At 64.6% G+C, this 20,924-nt stretch carries 17 protein-coding genes; 16 read left to right on the forward strand and 1 reads right to left on the reverse strand.

Going from position 1 to position 20,924, the window contains the following annotated elements:
* The first annotated feature begins 2 nt into the window (after window positions 1-2).
* From rsmH to lpxC, 15 genes are all read left to right on the forward strand, one after another.
* Complete coding sequence (rsmH, locus tag ACIPK7_RS11780; protein ID WP_138212308.1) at window positions 3-944, forward strand: 16S rRNA (cytosine(1402)-N(4))-methyltransferase RsmH; 942 nt, start codon at window positions 3-5, stop codon at window positions 942-944.
* Window positions 941-1,234 carry a cell division protein FtsL gene (gene ftsL / locus ACIPK7_RS11785; RefSeq protein WP_045209619.1) on the forward strand — a complete coding sequence of 98 codons (294 nt, stop codon included), beginning with the start codon at window positions 941-943 and terminating at the stop codon, window positions 1,232-1,234. The genes rsmH and ftsL overlap by 4 nt, the downstream gene beginning before the upstream one ends.
* Window positions 1,231-2,979, forward strand: a complete 1,749-nt coding sequence (locus ACIPK7_RS11790; RefSeq protein ID WP_081517488.1) for a penicillin-binding protein 2 — start codon at window positions 1,231-1,233, stop codon at window positions 2,977-2,979. Before ftsL ends, ACIPK7_RS11790 begins: the two co-directional genes overlap by 4 nt.
* Complete coding sequence (locus ACIPK7_RS11795; protein WP_401087840.1) at window positions 2,979-4,442, forward strand: UDP-N-acetylmuramoyl-L-alanyl-D-glutamate--2,6-diaminopimelate ligase; 1,464 nt, start codon at window positions 2,979-2,981, stop codon at window positions 4,440-4,442. The genes ACIPK7_RS11790 and ACIPK7_RS11795 overlap by 1 nt, the downstream gene beginning before the upstream one ends.
* A complete protein-coding gene (gene murF, locus ACIPK7_RS11800) occupies window positions 4,435-5,799 on the forward strand; it encodes a UDP-N-acetylmuramoyl-tripeptide--D-alanyl-D-alanine ligase (RefSeq protein ID WP_401087842.1) in 1,365 nt (454 codons plus the stop codon). Before ACIPK7_RS11795 ends, murF begins: the two co-directional genes overlap by 8 nt.
* Window positions 5,800-6,882 carry a phospho-N-acetylmuramoyl-pentapeptide-transferase gene (gene mraY, locus ACIPK7_RS11805; RefSeq protein WP_401087844.1) on the forward strand — a complete coding sequence of 361 codons (1,083 nt, stop codon included), beginning with the start codon at window positions 5,800-5,802 and terminating at the stop codon, window positions 6,880-6,882. It abuts the gene before it with no gap.
* Window positions 6,883-6,895: 13 nt separating this feature from the next.
* Window positions 6,896-8,242, forward strand: coding sequence for a UDP-N-acetylmuramoyl-L-alanine--D-glutamate ligase (gene murD / locus ACIPK7_RS11810; protein WP_401087846.1), 1,347 nt, complete (start codon window positions 6,896-6,898; stop codon window positions 8,240-8,242).
* Window positions 8,242-9,441: a putative lipid II flippase FtsW gene (gene ftsW / locus ACIPK7_RS11815; protein ID WP_401087847.1), complete on the forward strand. Its 1,200-nt coding sequence runs from the start codon at window positions 8,242-8,244 to the stop codon at window positions 9,439-9,441. Before murD ends, ftsW begins: the two co-directional genes overlap by 1 nt.
* A complete protein-coding gene (gene murG, locus ACIPK7_RS11820; protein WP_192431542.1) occupies window positions 9,431-10,504 on the forward strand; it encodes an undecaprenyldiphospho-muramoylpentapeptide beta-N-acetylglucosaminyltransferase in 1,074 nt (357 codons plus the stop codon). The genes ftsW and murG overlap by 11 nt, the downstream gene beginning before the upstream one ends.
* Window positions 10,497-11,951 carry a UDP-N-acetylmuramate--L-alanine ligase gene (gene murC / locus ACIPK7_RS11825; protein ID WP_192431541.1) on the forward strand — a complete coding sequence of 485 codons (1,455 nt, stop codon included), beginning with the start codon at window positions 10,497-10,499 and terminating at the stop codon, window positions 11,949-11,951. The genes murG and murC overlap by 8 nt, the downstream gene beginning before the upstream one ends.
* Window positions 11,948-12,895, forward strand: a complete 948-nt coding sequence (locus ACIPK7_RS11830; protein ID WP_401087850.1) for a D-alanine--D-alanine ligase — start codon at window positions 11,948-11,950, stop codon at window positions 12,893-12,895. The genes murC and ACIPK7_RS11830 overlap by 4 nt, the downstream gene beginning before the upstream one ends.
* A 3-nt stretch (window positions 12,896-12,898) precedes the next feature.
* Window positions 12,899-13,762 carry a cell division protein FtsQ/DivIB gene (locus ACIPK7_RS11835; protein WP_192431539.1) on the forward strand — a complete coding sequence of 288 codons (864 nt, stop codon included), beginning with the start codon at window positions 12,899-12,901 and terminating at the stop codon, window positions 13,760-13,762.
* A 21-nt stretch (window positions 13,763-13,783) separates the two neighbouring features.
* Window positions 13,784-15,031 (forward strand): cell division protein FtsA, encoded by a 1,248-nt coding sequence (gene ftsA / locus ACIPK7_RS11840; protein WP_045209630.1) that lies wholly within the window; start codon window positions 13,784-13,786, stop codon window positions 15,029-15,031.
* Window positions 15,032-15,084: 53 nt separating this feature from the next.
* The gene (ftsZ, locus tag ACIPK7_RS11845) at window positions 15,085-16,269 is read left to right on the forward strand and encodes a cell division protein FtsZ (protein ID WP_017518095.1); all 1,185 of its coding nucleotides are present in this window, start codon (window positions 15,085-15,087) and stop codon (window positions 16,267-16,269) included.
* A 112-nt stretch (window positions 16,270-16,381) separates the two neighbouring features.
* On the forward strand, window positions 16,382-17,293 hold the full coding sequence (gene lpxC, locus ACIPK7_RS11850; RefSeq protein ID WP_184589107.1) for a UDP-3-O-acyl-N-acetylglucosamine deacetylase: 912 nt from the start codon (window positions 16,382-16,384) through the stop codon (window positions 17,291-17,293).
* 70 nt (window positions 17,294-17,363) lie between these two features.
* Here the strand turns inward: lpxC and ACIPK7_RS11855 are convergent, their stop codons facing one another.
* Window positions 17,364-17,831 (reverse strand): DUF721 domain-containing protein, encoded by a 468-nt coding sequence (locus ACIPK7_RS11855; RefSeq protein WP_401087853.1) that lies wholly within the window; start codon window positions 17,829-17,831, stop codon window positions 17,364-17,366.
* 290 nt (window positions 17,832-18,121) lie between these two features.
* On the opposite strand from ACIPK7_RS11855, the gene secA reads away from it, so the two are divergent.
* On the forward strand, window positions 18,122-20,872 hold the full coding sequence (secA, locus tag ACIPK7_RS11860) for a preprotein translocase subunit SecA (protein WP_192431537.1): 2,751 nt from the start codon (window positions 18,122-18,124) through the stop codon (window positions 20,870-20,872).
* The last annotated feature ends 52 nt before the right edge of the window (window positions 20,873-20,924 follow it).

The following is a 20,924-nucleotide window of genomic DNA, read 5'->3' on the forward strand; positions in this document are numbered from 1 at the left end:
CTGTGACCAGTACCTTCCAACACATCACCGTTCTGCTCGAGGAGGCCGTCGAAGCGCTGGCCCCCCTGGAGGGCGGCCGCTATGTGGACGGAACCTTCGGAAGGGGAGGGCACAGCCGGGCCTTGCTCGGCAAGCTCGGCCCGGGCGGTCAACTGCTCGGGTTCGACAAGGACCCGCAAGCCATCGCGACGGGAAAAACACTGGCGGCCGAAGACGGCCGCTTCGTCATTGTGCAAAGGTCCTTCGCCGAGATGGCGGAAGAGTTCTCCGCGCGCGGCCTGCAGGGCAGCGTGAATGGGGTTCTGCTGGATCTGGGCGTGTCCTCGCCGCAGCTGGATGACCCCGAGCGGGGCTTCAGCTTCCTCAACGACGGCCCGCTGGACATGCGCATGAATCCGGACCAGGGCGTCAGCGCTGCGCAGTGGATCGCCACCGCCGCGGAAGACGAGATTGCCCGTGTGTTCAAAGACTACGGCGAAGAGCGCTTCGCCAAGCGCATGGCTCGCGCCATCGTGCAGCGCCGTGCAGAAGCGCCGTTCGAGCGCACCGCCGATCTGGCGGCCGTGATCACCGAGGCCAATCCGGCCTGGGAGAAGGGTAAGAACCCGGCTACCCGGGCCTTCCAGGGCCTGCGCATCTTCATCAACAATGAGCTGGGCGATCTGGAGCGTGGCCTTGAAGCCGCGCTGGAAGGCCTGGCCGTGGGCGGTCGCCTGGTGGTGATCAGCTTCCATTCGCTGGAAGACCGCATCGTCAAACAGTTCATGCGCAAGCAAGTGAAGGGCGAGGCGGACAATCTGCCGCGCAACCTGCCTATCCAGGTCAAGCCTTTTGATCCGCGCATGAAGTTGATCGGCAAGCCTGTCTATGCCTCCGAGGCCGAACTCAAGGCCAACCCGCGCTCGCGCAGCGCGGTCATGCGCATCGCGGAGAAGCTCAGATGAGCCGGCTCTTCTCCAAGCGCCTGCCGACCGGCAGTTTCTTCATGCTGCTGCTGTTCATCGGCGTGCTGCTGTCGGCCATCTCCGTTTCCTATAGCGCGTACTGGAACCGCCAGCTGCTCAACTCGCTGTACACCGAGCTCAACATTCGCGACAAGGCGCAGGCCGAGTACGGCCGCCTGATCCTCGAGCAGAGCACCTGGACGGCCCACAGCCGCATCGAAGGCCTGGCGACCGACCAGCTGAAGATGCGCGTACCCGATCCGACCGAAATCATCATGGTGGCGCCATGAGAGACCTGGCCGGCGCTCGCTATCCCTGGCGCTTCCGCGTCGTCATCGCCCTGCTGCTGGCGATGGTGGCGGCGATCGCCTGGCGGATCGTCGACCTGCACGTCATCGACCACGACTTCCTAAAGGGCCAGGGCGATGCTCGCAGCGTCCGGCACATCACCATTCCCGCGCACCGTGGCTTGATCACCGACCGTAACGGCGAACCGCTGGCAGTCAGTACCCCGGTTGCCACGCTCTGGGCCAACCCCAAGGAGCTGGTGCTCGAGCGTGAAAAGTGGGGCTTCCTCGCTGACGCCCTTGGTCAGCCCAAGGCGGCGCTGTCCGAGCGCCTGGATGCGAACGCCGACAAGGAGTTCATCTATCTGGTCCGTGGCCTGACCCCGGAGCAGGGCGAGGCCGTAATGGCCCAGGTGAAAACCCATCGCATCCCGGGCGTCTATTCGGTTGAAGAATTCCGCCGCTTCTACCCGTCCGGTGAAGTTGCCGCGCAGGTGGTGGGCTTCACCGACGTCGACGACCGCGGCCGTGAAGGTGTGGAGCTGGCCTTCGACAGCTGGCTGGCCGGCGTGCCGGGCAAGCGCCAGGTGCTCAAGGACCGCCGTGGCCATCTGATCCGCGACGTGCAGGTCACCCGCAACGCCAAGGCCGGCAAGACCCTGGCCCTGTCCATCGACCTGCGCCTGCAGTACCTCGCCAACCGCGAGCTGCGCAACGCGCTGGTGGAGAACGGCGCCAAGGCCGGCAGCCTGGTGATCCTCGACGTGAAGTCCGGGGAAGTGCTAGCCATGGCCAACCAGCCGACCTACAACCCGAACAATCGTCGTAACCTGCAGCCGGCGATGATGCGCAATCGCGCCATGATCGATGTGTTCGAGCCGGGTTCGACCATGAAGCCGTTCTCCATGAGCGCGGCGCTGGAAACCGGTCGCTGGAAACCCACTGACAAGGTCGAGGTCTACCCCGGCACGCTGCAGATCGGCCGCTACACCATTCGTGACGTGTCCCGTACCGAGGGGCCGGTGCTGGACCTGACCGGCATCCTGATCCGCTCCAGTAACGTGGGGATGAGCAAGGTCGCCTTCGATATCGGCGGCGAAGCCATTTACAGCCTGATGCAGAAGGTCGGCCTCGGCCAGGACACCGGCCTGGGCTTCCCCGGCGAGCGCGTCGGCAACCTGCCGAACTACCGGGAGTGGCGCAAGGCAGAAACTGCGACCCTGTCCTACGGCTACGGTCTGTCCGTCACCGCCATCCAACTCGCCCATGCATACGCAGCGCTGGCTAACAATGGCCGCAGCGTACCGCTGACCATGGTTCGCGCCGATCGTCCGGCCGAAGCCACCCAGGTCATCCCCGAGCCGGTCGCCAAGACCATGCAGGGCATGCTGCAACAAGTGATCGAAGCGCCGAACGGCGTGTACCGCGCCCAGGTGCCGGGTTACCACGTGGCCGGCAAGTCCGGTACCGCACGCAAGACCGCGACCGGCGCCAAGGGCTACGCCGAGAATTCCTATCGCTCCCTGTTCGCCGGCTTCGCGCCAATGAACAACCCGCGCTACGTCGCCGTGGTGGTCATCGATGAACCCAGTAAGGCCGGCTACTTCGGTGGCCTGGTTTCCGCGCCGGTGTTCAGCAAGGTGATGTCCGGCACGCTGCGCCTGATGAACGTGCCGCCGGATAACCTGCCGGCGACCCCGCAGCAACAAGCTGATGCTGCGCCCGCTGCCAAAGGAGGGCGTGGCTGATGCCGATGAGCCTGAATCAACTGCTGCCGCAAGCCGAAAGCGGCGAACTGATCCGTGAACTGACCCTGGACAGCCGTACCGTCAAGCCGGGCGACCTGTTCCTGGCCGTGCCGGGTGGTCGTCAGGATGGCCGCGGGCACATTGCCGCCGCGCTCTCCCAGGGCGCTGCCGCTGTCGCCTATGAAGCGGAAGGTGCTGTTGATCTGCCGCCCAGCGACGTGCCGATGATCGCCATCAAGGGCCTCGCCAAGCAGTTGTCCGCCATCGCCGGACGCTTCTACGGCGAACCCAGCCGTGGCGTCGAACTGGTTGGTGTGACCGGCACCAATGGCAAGACCAGCGTCAGCCAGTTGGTGGCCCAGGCGCTGGACCTGCTCGGCGAGCGCTGCGGAATCGTCGGCACGCTCGGCACCGGTTTTTATGGCGCACTGGAAAGCGGCCGTCACACCACGCCTGACCCGCTTGCCGTGCAGGCGACCCTGGCACGCCTGAAACAGGCTGGCGCCAAGGCCGTGGCCATGGAGGTGTCCTCCCACGGTCTGGAGCAGGGCCGCGTCGCGGCGCTGGGCTTCGACGTGGCGGTGTTCACCAACCTGTCCCGTGATCACCTTGATTACCACGGCTCGATGGAAGCCTACGGCGCCGCCAAGGCCAAGCTGTTCGCCTGGCAGGGCCTGCGTTGCCGGGTGATCAACCTAGACGATGACTTCGGCCGCCAGTTGGCCGCCGAGTCCCACGAATCCCGCCTGATGGGTTATAGCCTGATTGACCCGTCGGCCTACATCTATTGCCGCGAAGCCACCTTCAGCGACGCCGGTGTACAGGCGCAGATTGTCACTCCTCAGGGTGAAGGCCTGCTGCGCAGCTCGCTGCTGGGCAAGTTCAACCTGAGCAACCTGCTGGCCGTGGTCGGCGCGCTGCTGGGCCTGGACTACCCGCTGGGCGACGTGCTCAAGGTGCTGCCGCAGCTGGAAGGCCCGATCGGCCGCATGCAGCGCCTGGGCGGCGGTGAAAAGCCGCTGGTGGTCGTCGACTACGCCCACACCCCGGACGCGCTGGAAAAAGTGTTGCTCGCCTTGCGTCCTCACGTACATGGCCAGCTGCTGTGCCTGTTCGGTTGCGGTGGCGACCGTGACAGCGGCAAGCGCCCGATCATGGCGCAGATTGCCGAACAGCACGCGGACCGTGTACTGGTCACCGACGACAACCCGCGCACCGAGAAGAGCGAGGCGATCATCGCCGACATCCGTGCCGGTTTCGCCAAACCTGACGCGGTCGAGTTCGTGCCCGGTCGAGGTGAGGCCATTGCTCGCCTGATCGCTTCTGCCAGCGTTGATGACGTCGTATTGCTGGCCGGCAAGGGGCACGAGGATTACCAGGAGATCGACGGCGTTCGTCATCCGTTCTCCGATCTGGAACAAGCCGCCAAGGCGCTGGCTGCCTGGGAGGTGAAGCGTGCTTAAGCCCCTTTCGCTCAACGAAGTCGCTGCTGCGCTGCAAGGCCGTGTGATCGGCGACGACGTCAGCTTCGACGCCGTGAGCACCGACAGCCGCGCCATCGTGCCCGGCCAGCTGTTCATTGCGCTGACCGGTCCGCGTTTCGACGGCCACGACTACCTGGCCGACGTCGCCGCCAAGGGCGCGGTTGCTGCCTTGGTCGAGCGCGAAGTCGCCGGTGCGCCGCTGCCGCAACTGGTCGTGGCAGATACCCGTATCGCGCTGGGCCAGCTCGGCGCGCTGAACCGCGCTGCCTTTACCGGTCGCGTGGCCGCCGTGACCGGCTCCAGCGGCAAGACCACCGTGAAGGAGATGCTCGCCAGCATCCTGCGGACCCAGGGCGAAGTCCTGGCGACCCGCGGCAACCTGAACAACGACCTTGGTGCGCCGCTGACCCTGTTGCAACTGGCCCCTGAGCACAAGAGCGCCGTCATTGAGCTGGGCGCCAACCGTGTCGGCGAAATTGCCTACACGGTCGCGCTGACCCGCCCGCAAGTCGCCATCATCACCAACGCCGGTACCGCCCATGTGGGTGAGTTTGGCGGGCAGGACAAGATCGTCCTGGCCAAGGGTGAGATCCTCGAAGGGCTGGATGCCGACGGCGTGGCCATCCTCAACCGCGACGACAAGGCTTTCGACACCTGGCAGGCTCGCGCGGCCGGTCGCCGTATTTCCAGTTTCGGCCTGCACGACGCTCGCGCCGATTTCCGCGCCAGCGACATCAAGCGTGATGCTCGTGGTTGCCCGGGTTTCACCCTGCAAGGCCCGGCCGGCGAGGCTTCCGTTCAGCTGAATCTGCTGGGTGAGCACAACGTCACGAACGCACTGGCCGCCGCCGCCGCCGCTCACGCCCTCGGCGTGCCGCTGGTCGGGATCGTTTCAGGCCTGCAGAACCTGCAGCCGGTCAAGGGTCGCGCCGTAGCCCAGCTGGCGACGAATGGCATGCGTGTGATCGACGACAGCTACAACGCCAACCCGGCTTCAATCTGCGCGGCGATTGATATACTCGCCGGCTTTTCCGGCCGGACCGTCCTGGTCCTCGGGGACATGGGCGAGCTGGGTGCCTGGGCGGAATCTTCCCACCGCGAAGTGGGAACCTACGCCATTGGCAAAGTCACCGCGCTCTATGCCGTCGGACCGTTGATGAGCCACGCCGTGCAGGCGTTCGGTTCCGCGGGCCGGCATTTCGCCGATCAGGCCAGCCTGATCAATGCCCTGGCCGAAGAAGCTTCGACAACCACCATTCTGATCAAGGGTTCCCGCAGCGCGGCGATGGACAAGGTCGTCGCGGCGCTCTGTGGTTCCTCCGAGGAGAGTCACTAAATGCTGCTGCTGCTCGCCGAGTACCTGCAACAGTTCTACAAGGGCTTCGGCGTCTTCCAGTACCTGACCCTGCGCGGCATCCTGAGCGTGCTGACCGCACTCGCCCTGTCGCTCTGGCTGGGCCCGTGGATGATCCGCACCCTGCAGATCCGCCAGATCGGCCAGGCCGTGCGCAACGACGGCCCGCAATCGCACCTGTCCAAGAAAGGCACGCCGACCATGGGTGGCGCGCTGATCCTCACCGCCATCGCCATCAGCACCCTGCTGTGGTCCGACTGGTCGAACCGCTATGTCTGGGTCGTGCTCGCCGTGACCCTGCTGTTCGGCGCGATCGGCTGGGTGGATGACTACCGCAAGGTGATCGAGAAGAACTCCCGCGGCCTGCCGAGCCGCTGGAAGTATTTCTGGCAGTCGGTATTCGGCCTCGGCGCGGCGATCTTCCTCTATATGACTGCCGAGACGCCGGTCGAGACGACCCTGATCGTGCCGATGCTGAAGAACGTCGAGATCCCGCTGGGCATCTTCTTCGTGGTGCTGACCTACTTCGTGATCGTCGGCTCCAGCAATGCGGTGAACCTGACCGACGGCCTCGATGGCCTCGCCATCATGCCCACCGTGATGGTCGGCGGCGCGCTGGGGATCTTCTGCTACCTGTCGGGCAACATCAAATTCGCCGAATACCTGTTCATCCCGAGCGTTCCGGGTGCGGGCGAGCTGATCATCTTCTGCGGCGCCATCGTCGGCGCGGGGCTGGGCTTCCTCTGGTTCAACACCTATCCGGCGCAGGTCTTCATGGGTGACGTCGGCGCGCTGGCGCTCGGCGCCGCGCTGGGCACCATCGCGGTGATCGTCCGCCAGGAAATCGTGCTGTTCATCATGGGCGGCGTGTTCGTGATGGAGACCCTGTCGGTGGTGATCCAGGTCGCCTCCTTCAAGCTGACCGGCAAGCGGGTGTTCCGCATGGCGCCGATCCACCACCACTTCGAACTCAAAGGCTGGCCGGAGCCGCGCGTGATCGTGCGCTTCTGGATCATCACGGTGATTCTCGTGCTGATCGGCCTGGCCACGTTGAAACTGCGTTGAGGACTGATCGAGCATGAGCCTGATCGCTTCCGACCAATTCCGCATCGTTGTCGGCCTCGGCAAGAGCGGCATGTCCCTGGTGCGCTACCTGGCGCGCCAGGGCGTGCCGTTTGCCGTGGCCGATACGCGCGCGAATCCGCCGGAGCTGGCGACCCTGCGCGAGCAGTATCCGCAGGTCGAGGTGCGCTGCGGCGACCTCGACGCCGATTTCCTCTGCCGCGCCCAGGAGCTCTACGTGAGCCCCGGCCTGTCGCTGCGCGTGCCGGCGCTGATCGAAGCTGCTGCCCGTGGCGTACGCATGTCCGGCGACGTGGACCTGTTCGCGCGTCACGCGAAGGCACCGATCGTTGCCATCACCGGTTCCAACGCCAAGAGCACTGTCACCACCCTGGTGGGCGACATGGCCAAGGCGGCGGGCAAGCGTGTCGCCGTGGGCGGCAACCTCGGCACTCCTGCGCTGGACCTGCTGGCCGATGACGTCGAGCTGTACGTGGTGGAGCTGTCCAGCTTCCAGCTGGAGACCTGCGAGCGCCTGAACGCCGAGGTCGCCACCTGCCTGAACGTCAGCGAAGACCACATGGACCGCTACGACGGCATGGCCGACTACCACCTGGCCAAGCACCGCATCTTCCGCGGTGCGAAGCAGGTCGTGGTGAACCGCGCCGATGCCTTGAGCCGCCCGCTGATCGCTGACAACGTGCCGTGCTGGACCTTCGGCACCAACAAGCCGGACTTCAAGGCCTTCGGCCTGATCGAGGAAGACGGCGAGAAGTGGCTGGCCTTCCAGTTCGACAAGCTGATGCCGGCGCGCGAGCTGAAGATCCGTGGCGCGCACAACCAGTCCAACGCCCTCGCGGCGCTGGCGCTGGGGCATGCCGTCGGCCTGCCGTTCGAGCCGATGCTGCAGACCCTGCGTGAATTCGCCGGTCTCGCCCACCGCTGCCAGTGGGTGCGCGAGCGCAATGGCGTGAACTACTACGACGACTCCAAGGCCACCAACGTCGGCGCTGCCCTGGCCGCCATCGAAGGCCTGGGAGCGGACATCGACGGCAAGCTGGTGCTTATCGCCGGTGGCGACGGCAAGGGCGCCGACTTCCATGACCTGCGTGACCCGGTCGCGCAGCATTGCCGCGCGGTGCTGCTGCTGGGGCGTGACGCCGAGCTGGTGGGCGCTGCCATCGGCAATGCGGTGCCCAAGGTTCGCGTGAATACCCTCGAAGAAGCCGTCGAGCATGCCGCCGACCTGGCCCTGCCGGGCGACGCCGTGCTGCTGTCGCCGGCCTGCGCGAGCCTGGACATGTTCAAGAACTACGAAGAACGCGGACGCCTGTTCGCCAAGGCCGCGGAGGAGCTCGCCTGATGTTCTCCTTCCTGCGCCCGTACCCGTCCCCGCTGATCAGCCGCAATGGCATCGACATCGACTTCCCGCTGCTCGCGGGTTGCCTGGCGCTGCTCGGCCTCGGCCTGGTGATGGTCACTTCGGCATCCTCCGAAGTCGCTGCGGCGCAGTCCGGCAACCCGCTGTACTTCTCGGTCCGCCACCTGATCTACCTGGCCATCGGCTTCGTCGCCTGCGGCGTGACCATGATGGTGCCGATGGAAACCTGGCAGCGCTGGGGCTGGAAGCTGCTGGCGGTGGCCTTCGCGCTGCTGGTGATGGTGATCACCCCCGGCATCGGCCGCGAGGTGAACGGTTCCATGCGCTGGATCGGCTTCGGCCTGTTCAACATCCAACCCTCGGAGATCGCCAAGGTCTTCGTGGTGATCTTCATGGCCGGCTACCTCGTTCGTCGCCAGGAAGAAGTGCGCGAAAGCTGGCTGGGCTTCTTCAAGCCTTTCGTGGTGCTGCTGCCGATGGCTGGCCTGCTGCTGCGCGAGCCCGACTTCGGCGCCACCGTGGTGATGATGGGGGCGGCCGCCGCGATGCTGTTCCTCGGCGGCGTGGGCCTGTTCCGCTTCGGCCTGATGGTCGCGCTGGCGGTGGGCGCCGTGGTCCTGCTGATTCAGACCCAGCCTTACCGGATGGCGCGCCTGACCAACTTCACCGATCCCTGGGCCGACCAGTTCGGCGCGGGCTACCAGCTCAGCCAGGCGCTGATCGCCTTCGGTCGTGGCGGCTGGACCGGCATGGGCCTGGGCAACAGCATCCAGAAGCAGTTCTACCTCCCCGAGGCGCACACCGACTTCGTGTTCGCGGTGCTCGCGGAAGAGCTGGGCATCGTCGGCGCCATGGCCACCGTGGCCCTGTTCGTCTTCGTCAGCCTGCGTGCGCTGTACATCGGCATCTGGGCCGAGCAGTCGAAACAGTACTTCTCCGCCTACGTCGCCTACGGGCTGGCTTTCCTGTGGATCGGCCAGTTCCTGATCAACGTGGGCGTGAACGTCGGCCTGCTGCCGACCAAGGGCCTGACCCTGCCATTCCTCAGCTACGGCGGCAGCTCCCTGGTGATCTGCTGCGCCCAGCTGGGAATGCTGCTGCGCATCGAATGGGAACGCCGCACCGTGATGGGCAGCGAGGAATATGAATTCAGCGAAGAGGACTTTGCCGATGAAAGGTAACGTCCTGATCATGGCAGGCGGCACCGGCGGACACGTGTTCCCTGCTCTGGCCTGCGCCCGTGAATTCCAGGCGCGCGGTTACAGCGTGCACTGGCTGGGCACCCCGCGCGGCATCGAGAACGACCTGGTACCCAAGGCCGGCCTGCCGCTGCACCTGATCAACGTCAGCGGCCTGCGCGGCAAGGGCCTCAAATCCCTGCTGCGCGCGCCGTTCGATCTGCTCAAGTCGCTGTTCCAGGCCCTGGGCGTGGTTCGCCAGCTCAAGCCGGTCTGCGTGCTCGGCCTGGGTGGCTACGTCACCGGCCCAGGCGGCCTGGCTGCCAAGCTGTCCGGCGTGCCGCTGGTGATTCATGAACAGAACGCCGTCGCCGGCACCGCCAACCGCAGCCTCGCGCCGCTGGCCAAGCGTGTCTGCGAAGCCTTCCCGGATACCTTCGACAGCAGCGCCAAGCGCCTGACCACCGGCAACCCGGTGCGCGTCGAGCTGTTCCTGGAAGAGGGCGCCCGCGCGCCGCTGGCCGGCCGCCGCGTCAACCTGCTGGTGCTGGGCGGCAGTCTGGGCGCCGAGCCGTTGAACAAGCTGCTGCCCGAAGCGCTCGCGCAAATCGGGGCCGAGATACGCCCGGCCATTCGCCATCAGGCCGGTCGTCAGCATGACGAAATTACTGCGGAGCGTTATCGCGCTGCGGGTGTCGAAGCGGACGTAGCTCCGTTCATCGCCGACATGGCCGCCGCCTACGCCTGGGCCGATCTGGTGATCTGCCGTGCCGGTGCGCTGACCGTGAGCGAGCTGACCGCCGCCGGCCTGCCGTCCTTCCTGGTGCCGCTGCCCCACGCGATCGATGACCACCAGACCAAGAACGCCGAATTCCTGGTGCGGGAGGGCGCGGCCCTCCTGCTGCCACAGAAATCTACCAGCGCCGCCGAACTGGCCGCGCAGTTGTCCGAGGTATTGATGCATCCCGATTCCCTGACCCGCATGGCCGCTCGCGCACGCAGCCTGGCCAAGCCCGAGGCTACCTGCACGGTAGTCGATGCCTGCCTGGAGGTGGCCCGTGGTTAAAGAACCCACCGGCGTCACCCGCACCATGCGGCGCATCCGCCGCATCCACTTCGTCGGCATCGGTGGCGTGGGCATGTGCGGTATCGCGGAAGTGCTGCTCAACCTCGGCTATGAAGTCTCCGGCTCCGACCTCAAGGCGTCGCCGGTTACCGAGCGTCTGGAGAAGTTCGGCGCAGAAATCTTCATCGGCCACCGTGCGGAGAACTCCGACGGCGCCGACGTGCTGGTGGTTTCCAGCGCGGTGAACAAGTCGAACCCGGAAGTCGCTGCCGCGCTGGATCGCCGCGTGCCGGTCGTGCCGCGCGCCGAGATGCTCGCCGAGCTGATGCGCTATCGCCACGGCATCGCCGTCGCCGGTACCCACGGCAAGACCACCACCACCAGCCTGATCGCCTCGGTATTCGCCGCTGGCGGCCTGGATCCGACCTTCGTCATCGGCGGCCGCCTGAACGCCGCCGGCACCAACGCGCAACTGGGCACCAGCCGCTACCTGGTGGCCGAGGCAGACGAGAGCGACGCCAGCTTCCTGCACCTGCAGCCGATGGTCTCGGTGGTCACCAATATCGACGCCGACCATATGAGCACCTACGGCGGCGACTTCAACAAACTCAAACGTACTTTCGTGGACTTCCTCCACAACTTGCCGTTCTACGGTCTGGCCGTGCTCTGCGTGGACGACCCGGTGGTACGCGAGATCCTGCCGCAGGTCGCCCGCCCGACCGTAACCTACGGCCTGAGCGAGGACGCCGATGTCCGCGCCATCAACATCCGCCAGGAAGGCATGCGCACCTACTTCACCGTGCTGCGCCCCGAGCGCGAGCCGCTGGATGTCTCGGTGAACATGCCCGGCCTGCACAACGTGTTGAACTCCCTGGCGACCATCGTCATCGCCACCGATGAAGGTATTTCCGACGAGGCTATCGTCCAGGGCCTGTCCGGTTTCCAGGGCGTCGGTCGACGCTTCCAGGTCTATGGCGACCTGCAGGTGCAAGGTGGGAGCGTGATGCTGGTCGACGATTACGGTCACCACCCGCGCGAAGTCGCGGCAGTGATCAAGGCCGTGCGTGGCGGCTGGCCGGAGCGCCGTCTGGTGATGGTCTATCAGCCGCACCGCTTCAGCCGTACCCGCGATCTGTATGACGACTTCGTGCAGGTACTGGGCGAGGCCAACGTGCTGATGCTGATGGAGGTCTACCCGGCCGGCGAAGAGCCGATTCCCGGCGCCGACAGCCGTCACCTGTGCCATAGCATCCGCCAGCGCGGCCAGCTCGACCCGATCTACCTGGAGCGTGGCGGTGACCTCGCTTCGCTGCTCAAGCCGCTGCTACGTCCGGGCGACATCCTGCTCTGCCAGGGCGCCGGCGATATCGGCGGGCTGGCTCCGGCACTGATCAAGAATCCGATGTTCGGCGCCGCCGCTGCTGGCGTCGAGGGGAAGAAGCAATGAGTGACGCCCTCAAATCCGCCCTCGAGCCCCGCGCCTTCGGTCGCGTCGCCGTGCTGTACGGCGGCAAGAGCGCCGAGCGCGAGGTGTCGCTGAAGTCTGGCGCCATGGTCCTGCAGGCTCTGCAGGGCGCGGGCGTGGACGCCTTCGGCATCGACGTGGGCGACGACCTGCTGGAGCGTCTGACCCGCGAGAAGATCGACCGCGCCTTCATCATCCTCCACGGTCGTGGCGGTGAAGACGGCACCATGCAGGGGCTGCTGGAAATCGCCGGCATTCCCTACACAGGCAGCGGTGTGCTGGCCTCTGCGCTGGCCATGGACAAGCTGCGCACCAAGCGCGTGTGGCTGAGCCTCGGCCTGCCGACGCCTGATCATGCGGTGCTGGCCAGCGAGGACGATTGCCGTGCCGCTGCCGCGAAGCTCGGCTTCCCGCTGATCGTCAAGCCGGCCAGCGAAGGTTCGAGTATCGGCATGGCCAAGGTGAGCGGCGTGGAAGAGCTGATCTCCGCCTGGGCTGCTGCCGCGAAGTTCGACCCGCAGGTGCTCGTCGAGCAGTGGATCAGCGGCCCCGAGTACACCGTCGCGATCCTCCGTGGCCAGGTGTTGCCGCCCATTCGCCTGGGCACTCCGCACACTTTCTACGACTACGACGCGAAGTACCTGGCCAACGATACCCAGTACCAGATTCCCTGTGGCCTCGATGCCGAGAAGGAACAGGAACTCAAGGACCTGACCGCGCGCGCTTGCGATGCCCTTGGCATCCAGGGCTGGGGGCGGACCGATGTGATGCAGGACGCCCAGGGGCGTTTCTGGCTGTTGGAAGTGAACACTGCACCGGGCATGACCGACCACAGCCTGGTGCCCATGGCCGCACGCGCGGCCGGCCTGGATTTCCAGCAACTGGTGCTGGCGATCCTCGCCGACAGCGTCGAGGCAAGGGGGTAAGTCATGAACGGCGCGCAGCTTCGTCACCAGAATCCCGGAATCGGCCGTGCCCCGGCACGCAAGCCGGTGCCGCGCGGCGCCAGCCGTCTGGTGGCCAAGGAGCCGCTCAGCGCCCGCATGCCCAAGCCCAGCTTCGGCTTCCTGAAGGTGCTGCTGTGGCCTCTGGTGCTGGGCGCGCTCGGCGGGGGCGCCTACTACGGTGCCCAATACGTGCTGCCCTATGCGGACCGGCCGATCGCCAAGGTCAGCGTGGAAGGCGACTTGAGCTACATCAGCCAGGCGGCGGTGCAGCAGCGGATCAGCCCCTACGTCTCGGCCAGCTTCTTCACCATCGACCTGGCCGGCATGCGGCAGGAACTGGAGCACATGCCCTGGATCGCCCACGCCGAAGTGCGTCGCGTATGGCCCGACCAGGTGGTTGTCCGCCTGGACGAGCAATTGCCCATCGCCCGTTGGGGGGACGAAGCGCTGCTGAACAACCAGGGTCAGGCTTTCGCCCCGCGTGAAGTGGCCAACTACGAGCACCTGCCGCGCCTGTCCGGGCCGCAGCGCGCTCAGCAGCAAGTGATGCAGCAGTACCAGATTCTCAGCCAGATGCTCCGCCCGCTGGGCTTCACCATCGCAAGCCTGGACATGAGTTCGCGCGGCGCCTGGACCCTGGGTACCGCACAGGGCGTGGAGATCATGCTGGGCCGCGATCACGCGGTAGAACAGATTCGCCGGTTCGTGACCATCTACGACAAGGCGCTGAAAGACCAGATTACGAAAATCGCCCGCATCGACATGCGTTACCCCAACGGTCTGGCCGTTGCGTGGCGCGATCCGGTGCCGGAAACGACGGTGGCCCAGACCACCGCCGTGCAGTGAGTTGAGGAGACTTCTATAAACATGGCAAGCGTGCAGAGCGGCAAAATGGTCGTCGGCCTGGACATCGGCACCTCCAAGGTGGTGGCGCTGGTGGGTGAGGTAGCGGCCGATGGCAAGCTGGAAATCGTCGGCATCGGGACGCATCCGTCGCGCGGCCTGAAGAAGGGTGTGGTGGTGAACATCGAATCCACCGTGCAATCGATCCAGCGCGCCATCGATGAAGCCCAGCAGATGGCTGGCTGCCGTATCCACTCGGCCTTCGTCGGCATCGCCGGCAACCATATCCGCAGCCTGAATTCCCACGGCATCGTGGCGATCCGCGACCGCGAAGTGAGTGGTGCAGACATCGAGCGTGTGCTGGACGCGGCCCAGGCTGTGGCCATCCCGGCCGACCAGCGTGTGCTGCACACCCTGGCCCAGGACTACGTGATCGATAACCAGGAAGGCGTGCGTGAGCCGCTGGGCATGTCCGGCGTACGCCTGGAAGCCAAGGTGCACGTGGTGACCTGCGCGGTGAACGCTGCGCAGAACATCGAGAAGTGCGTGCGCCGCTGCGGCCTGGAAGTGGACGACATCATCCTCGAGCAACTGGCCTCGGCCTACTCCGTGCTTACCGAGGACGAAAAGGAACTGGGCGTGTGCCTGGTGGACATCGGCGGCGGCACCACCGACATCGCCATTTTCACCGAAGGCGCCATCCGCCATACGGCTGTGATCCCGATCGCCGGCGACCAGGTCACCAACGACATCGCCATGGCGCTGCGCACGCCGACTCAGTACGCTGAGGAAATCAAGATTCGCTACGCCTGTGCCCTGGCCAAACTGGCCGGCCCCGGCGAAACCATCAAGGTGCCCAGCGTCGGGGATCGGCCGCCGCGGGAACTGTCGCGCCAAGCGCTTGCCGAAGTGGTCGAGCCTCGTTACGACGAGCTCTTCACCCTGGTCCAGGCCGAGCTGCGCCGCAGCGGCTACGAGGACCTGATTCCAGCCGGGATCGTGCTCACCGGTGGCACCTCCAAGATGGAAGGCGCCGTCGAACTGGCCGAAGAGATCTTTCACATGCCGGTGCGCCTGGGCGTACCACACAGCGTCAAGGGACTGGCCGACGTTGTGCGTAATCCAATCTATTCCACCGGCGTGGGGCTGCTCCTGTACGGACTGCAAAAGCAGTCCGACGGCATCTCCATGTCCGGCAGCAGCTTCAGCAGCGACGAACCCAAGACACCGGTACTGGAAAAGCTTAAACGCTGGGTCCAGGGCAATTTCTGATTTACCACCGCGGTAAACGTAGGCAACACAACTAGAAAGGAAGGAGAGGGGAAATGTTTGAACTGGTAGATAACGTCCCGCAAACAGCAGTCATCAAGGTTATTGGCGTAGGTGGCGGCGGCGGCAACGCCGTGAACCACATGGCCAAGAACAACGTTGATGGCGTCGAATTCATTTGCGCTAACACCGATGCGCAGGCGCTGAAGAACATCGCCGCGCGCACCGTGCTGCAGCTCGGCCCGGGTGTGACCAAGGGCCTGGGCGCTGGCGCCAACCCTGAAGTGGGCCGCCAGGCCGCCATCGAGGACCGCGAGCGTATCGCCGAAGTCCTGGAAGGCGCCGACATGGTCTTCATCACCACCGGCATGGGTGGCGGTACCGGTACCGGTGCTGCGCCGATCATCGCCGAGGTTGCCAAGGAAATGGGCATCCTCACCGTGGCCGTGGTCACCCGTCCGTTCCCGTTCGAAGGTCGCAAGCGCATGCAGATCGCCGACGAGGGCATCCGCTCGCTGGCTGAAAGCGTCGACTCGCTGATCACTATCCCGAACGAAAAACTGCTGACCATCCTGGGCAAGGACGCCAGCCTGCTGGCCGCCTTCGCCAAGGCTGACGATGTACTGGCCGGTGCCGTTCGCGGTATCTCCGACATCATCAAGCGCCCGGGCATGATCAACGTCGACTTCGCCGACGTGAAAACCGTCATGAGCGAAATGGGCATGGCCATGATGGGCACCGGTTGCGCCAGCGGCCCGAACCGCGCTCGCGAGGCTACCGAAGCCGCGATCCGCAACCCGCTGCTGGAAGACGTCAACCTGCAGGGCGCCCGCGGTATCCTGGTGAACATCACCGCCGGTCCGGACCTGTCCCTGGGCGAGTACTCCGACGTGGGTAACATCATCGAGCAGTTCGCTTCCGAGCACGCCACCGTGAAAGTGGGCACCGTGATCGATCCGGACATGCGCGACGAACTGCACGTCACCGTGGTCGCCACCGGTCTGGGCGCTCGCCTGGAGAAGCCGGTCAAGGTCGTCGACAACACCGTTCAGACCCAGGCCGTCAGCACCCAGGCGCCGGTTCAGCGCGAGCAGCAGTCGGTGAATTACCGCGACCTGGATCGTCCGACCGTCATGCGTAACCAGAACCACGGCGGCGCAGCCACCGCGGCCAAGCTGAACCCGCAGGACGATCTGGACTATCTGGACATCCCGGCCTTCCTGCGTCGTCAGGCCGATTGAGTCGATTTATCAGGAGTATCAATGTGATTGGTGTTCAGCAAAGGGCGGTTCTGCTATCATCGCCGCCCATTGTTGACAACAGTTCGCAACTTGCGCGAAAGCGGCCAAAGCCATGATCAGACAACGCACCTTGAAGAACATCATCCGGGCGACCGGTGTCGGCCTGCACTCCGGGGAAAAGGTTTACCTGACCCTGAAGCCGGCTCCCGTCGATACTGGCATCGTGTTCTGCCGGACCGATCTCGACCCTGTGGTGGAAATTCCCGCACGGGCCTCGAACGTCGGTGAAACCACCATGTCGACCACCCTGATCAAGGGTGACATCAAGGTGGATACCGTGGAGCACCTGCTCTCGGCCATGGCCGGCCTGGGGATCGACAACGCCTATGTCGAGCTGTCCGCGTCGGAAGTACCGATCATGGATGGCAGCGCAGGTCCCTTCGTATTCCTGATCCAATCCGCTGGCCTGCAAGAGCAGGAAGCGGCCAAGAAGTTCATCCGCATCAAGCGCGAAGTGACGGTGGAAGAGGGCGACAAGCGCGCTACCTTCGTTCCGTTCGACGGCTTCAAGGTGAGCTTCGAGATCGATTTCGATCACCCGGTCTTCCGTGGTCGCACCCAGAAAGCCGTGGTGGATTTCTCCAGCACTTCCTTCGTGAAGGAAGTCAGCCGCGCCCGTACCTTCGGGTTCATGCGCGACATCGAGATGCTGCGTTCCCAGAACCTGGCTCTGGGTGGCAGTGTGGAGAACGCCATCGTGGTCGACGAGTATCGAGTGCTCAACGAAGACGGTCTTCGTTACGAGGACGAGTTCGTCAAGCACAAGATCCTGGACGCCATTGGTGACCTGTACCTGCTGGGTAACAGCCTCATCGGCGAGTTCATCGGCTACAAGTCCGGTCACGCCCTGAACAACCGTCTCCTGCGTACCCTTATCGCAGACAAGGACGCTTGGGAAGTGGTGACCTTCGAGGACGCCAAGACCGCGCCGATCTCCTATATGCGACCCGCTGCGGCCGTATAAGGAAACCTCCTCCTTTCAGCTACAAATTTCAAAGGCCACCCTCGGGTGGCCTTTTTTTATGCCTGCGCTTTTATTCCTGATCCGCTTCGGGCGGTTTGCGGCTGCGGCTGGCGAGGCGCTCGAGGGCGGCCTTGAGTTGTGGATTGCTGATGCCTTCCGCGGCTTCGTGCAGGGTGGCGGAGGCGGACTCGGTGATGCGATTGGTGTTCACTCGGGGCGGCGCCTGGATCAACGGTTGTACTTTGAACAGGATGCGTGCCAAACCCCTGAATTCCTCGAACGCGGCCAGTTGCCGCAGTAGGCGGTTCTGCTGGTAGCGCAGGCGCGTGGCCCAGTGACCGTCGGTGACGACCAGCAGAAGGCTGCCTTCACGCCAGGAGGCGACACGGCAGTAAGGGCGCGCCGCGGGCTGTAGTTGCGAGTCGAGCAGTTCCTGCAGGCGCGAGAGGCGCTGCGCCTGGGCGAACAGTGACTGCAGCGGCTTGGCTTCGCGCAGCAACTTGGTCATCGCCTTGGCGGGCAGGGGGCGGAAGGCCATCGAGAGCAACCGGGAGTGAATGAATAAGGATGGTAACAGATGCACTCAGGGCCAGATGCCACCGTCCACCCTTGAAGTTGCCCGTCTGCGTCACCATATCACTCACTCGGATTCAAAGTTGTCCACCCATGCATTGCCCCCAAGCTCGCAGAATGCGAAGCTTCGGAGGATGACTTCGGCACTTTTTTCCCGATAGTTTCCGGGTAGAATGCCCGCTTCATTGCCGTTCCGCGCCGCGGCCAGCCAGTCGGGCAGCCCTCCAATTCTCCAGTTCGGATGACCCAGTCGATATGTTTGCGCCTTTGTTGAAAAAACTCTTTGGAAGCAAGAACGAGCGCGAAGTGAAGCGCATGGCCAAGCAGGTCCAGGCCATCAATGCACTCGAGCCCCAGATGGTCCCGCTTTCCGATGAGCAACTGAAGGCCAAGACCGAAGAGTTCAAGGCACGCGTCGCCAAGGGTGAGACTCTCGACCAGATTCTTCCCGAAGCCTTCGCCGTTGCCCGGGAGGCCGGCAAGCGTGTGATGGGAATGCGTCACTTTGACGTCCAGCTGATCGGCGGCATGACCCTGCACGAAGGCAAGATCGCCGAGATGCGTACCGGTGAGGGCAAAACCCTCGTGGGTACCCTGGCTGTCTACCTGAACGCCCTGTCCGGCAAGGGCGTGCACGTGGTCACCGTGAACGACTACCTGGCTCGCCGGGACGCCAACTGGATGCGTCCGCTGTACGAGTTCCTTGGCCTGAGCGTCGGCATTGTCAGCCCGTTCCAGCCGCCGGAAGAGAAGCGCGCTGCCTACGCCTCGGACATCACCTACGGCACCAACAACGAATTCGGCTTCGACTACCTGCGCGACAACATGGCGTTCAGCCTGGAAGACAAGTTCCAGCGTGAACTGAACTTCGCGGTGGTCGACGAAGTGGACTCCATCCTCATCGACGAGGCGCGGACTCCTCTGATCATCTCCGGCCAAGCCGAAGACAGCTCCGAGTTGTACATCAAGATCAACAAGCTGATCCCGCGCCTGAAGCGCCACATCGAGGAAGTCGAAGGCCAGGTGACCCAGCAGGGCCACTACAGCATCGACGAGAAGACCCGTCAGGTCGAACTCAACGAGCAGGGCCATGCCTACGTCGAGGAGCTGCTGACCCAGAACGGCCTGCTGGCCGAGGGTGAGAGTCTCTACTCCGCGCACAACCTCAGCCTGCTGACCCACGTCTACGCAGCGCTGCGCGCCCACACCCTGTTCCATCGCAACGTGGAATACATCGTTCAGGGCGACCAGGTTTTGCTGATCGACGAGCACACCGGCCGTACCATGCCGGGCCGCCGCCTCTCCGAGGGCCTGCACCAGGCCATCGAAGCGAAGGAAAACCTGCCGATCCAGGCCGAGAGCCAAACCCTGGCCTCGACCACCTTCCAGAACTACTTCCGCCTCTATACCAAGCTGGCCGGCATGACCGGTACCGCGGACACCGAGGCCTTTGAATTCCGCCAGACCTACGGCCTGGACGTAGTGGTGATCCCGACCCACCGTCCGGTTGCCCGTAAGGACTTCAACGACCTGGTTTACCTGACCCAGGACGAGAAGTACGCCGCAATCATCACCGACGTGCAGCAGTGCCAGGCGCTGGGCCGTCCGATCCTTGTGGGTACAGCCTCGGTCGAGACCTCCGAGTACGTCTCGCAGCTGCTGCAGAACGCCGGCATCGAGCACAAGGTACTGAACGCCAAGTACCACGAGAAGGAAGCCGAGATTATCGCCCAGGCCGGTCGTCCGGGCGCAGTCACCATCGCCACCAACATGGCCGGTCGTGGCACCGACATCCTGCTGGGCGGCAACTGGGAAGTGGAAGTCGCCGCGCTGGAGAACCCCACCGACGAGCAGGTCGCGCAGATCAAGGCCGACTGGCAGAAGCGTCACCAGCAGGTCATCGAGTCGGGCGGCCTGCATGTGATCGCCTCCGAGCGCCACGAATCCCGTCGTATCGACAATCAGCTGCGCGGCCGTGCCGGCCGTCAGGGCGACCCGGGCTCCAGCCGCTTCTACCTGTCGCTGGAAGACCACCTGATGCGCATCTTCGCCTCCGACCGGGTGAAGAACTTCATGAAGGCCCTCGGCATGCAGCCGGGCGAGGCGATCGAGCACCGCATGGTGACCAACGCCATCGAAAAGGCGCAGCGCAAGGTCGAAGGCCGCAACTTCGATATCCGCAAGCAACTGCTGGAGTTCGACGACGTCGCCAACGAGCAGCGCAAGGTGATCTACCACATGCGCAACACCCTGCTCGCGGCCGACAACATCGGCGAAACCATCACCGAGTTCCGCGAAGAGACCCTGAATAACACTGTCAGCGAACACATTCCGCCGCAATCGCTGCCTGAACAGTGGGACATCACGGGTCTGGAAATGGCGCTGTACAGCGACTTCGGCTTGAAGCTGCCGATCCAGCAGTGGCTGGATGAAGACGAGAAGCTCTACGAAGAAACCCTGCGCGAGAAGATCCTCACCGAGCTGGTCGCGGCCTACAACGAGAAGGAAGAGCTCGCCGGCGAAGAAGCCCTGCGCACCTTCGAGAAGCAGATGCTGCTGCGCGTGCTGGACGACCTGTGGAAGGACCACCTGTCCACCATGGATCATCTGCGTCACGGTATCCACCTGCGCGGCTATGCGCAGAAGAACCCGAAGCAGGAGTACAAGCGCGAGTCCTTCAACCTGTTCCAGGACCTGCTGAACTCCATCAAGCGCGACACCATCCGTGTTCTGTCCTTCGTCCAGGTTCGCCGCGAAGATCCGGCCGAGGAAGAAGCCCGCCTGCGCCGCGAAGCCGAGGAAATGGCCAAACGCATGCAGTTCCAGCACGCCGCCGCACCGTCCTTGGACCAGGTGACCGGCGAGCCGGAAGAAGAGGGTGAAGTACCTGCCGACAACGTGGTGCCGATGGAACCCATCCGCAACGAACCGAAGATCGGCCGCAACGAGCCGTGCCCTTGCGGTTCGGGCAAGAAGTACAAGCACTGCCACGGTCAGGTGGAATAAAGCCTCCCGACCTTGATACCAACGCCGCGACCGGCCCTGCCGCTCGCGGCGT

The sequence above is a fragment of the Pseudomonas sp. NPDC086581 genome, from assembly GCF_044746165.1.
In the GTDB taxonomy this organism is placed as follows: Bacteria; Pseudomonadota; Gammaproteobacteria; order Pseudomonadales; family Pseudomonadaceae; genus Pseudomonas.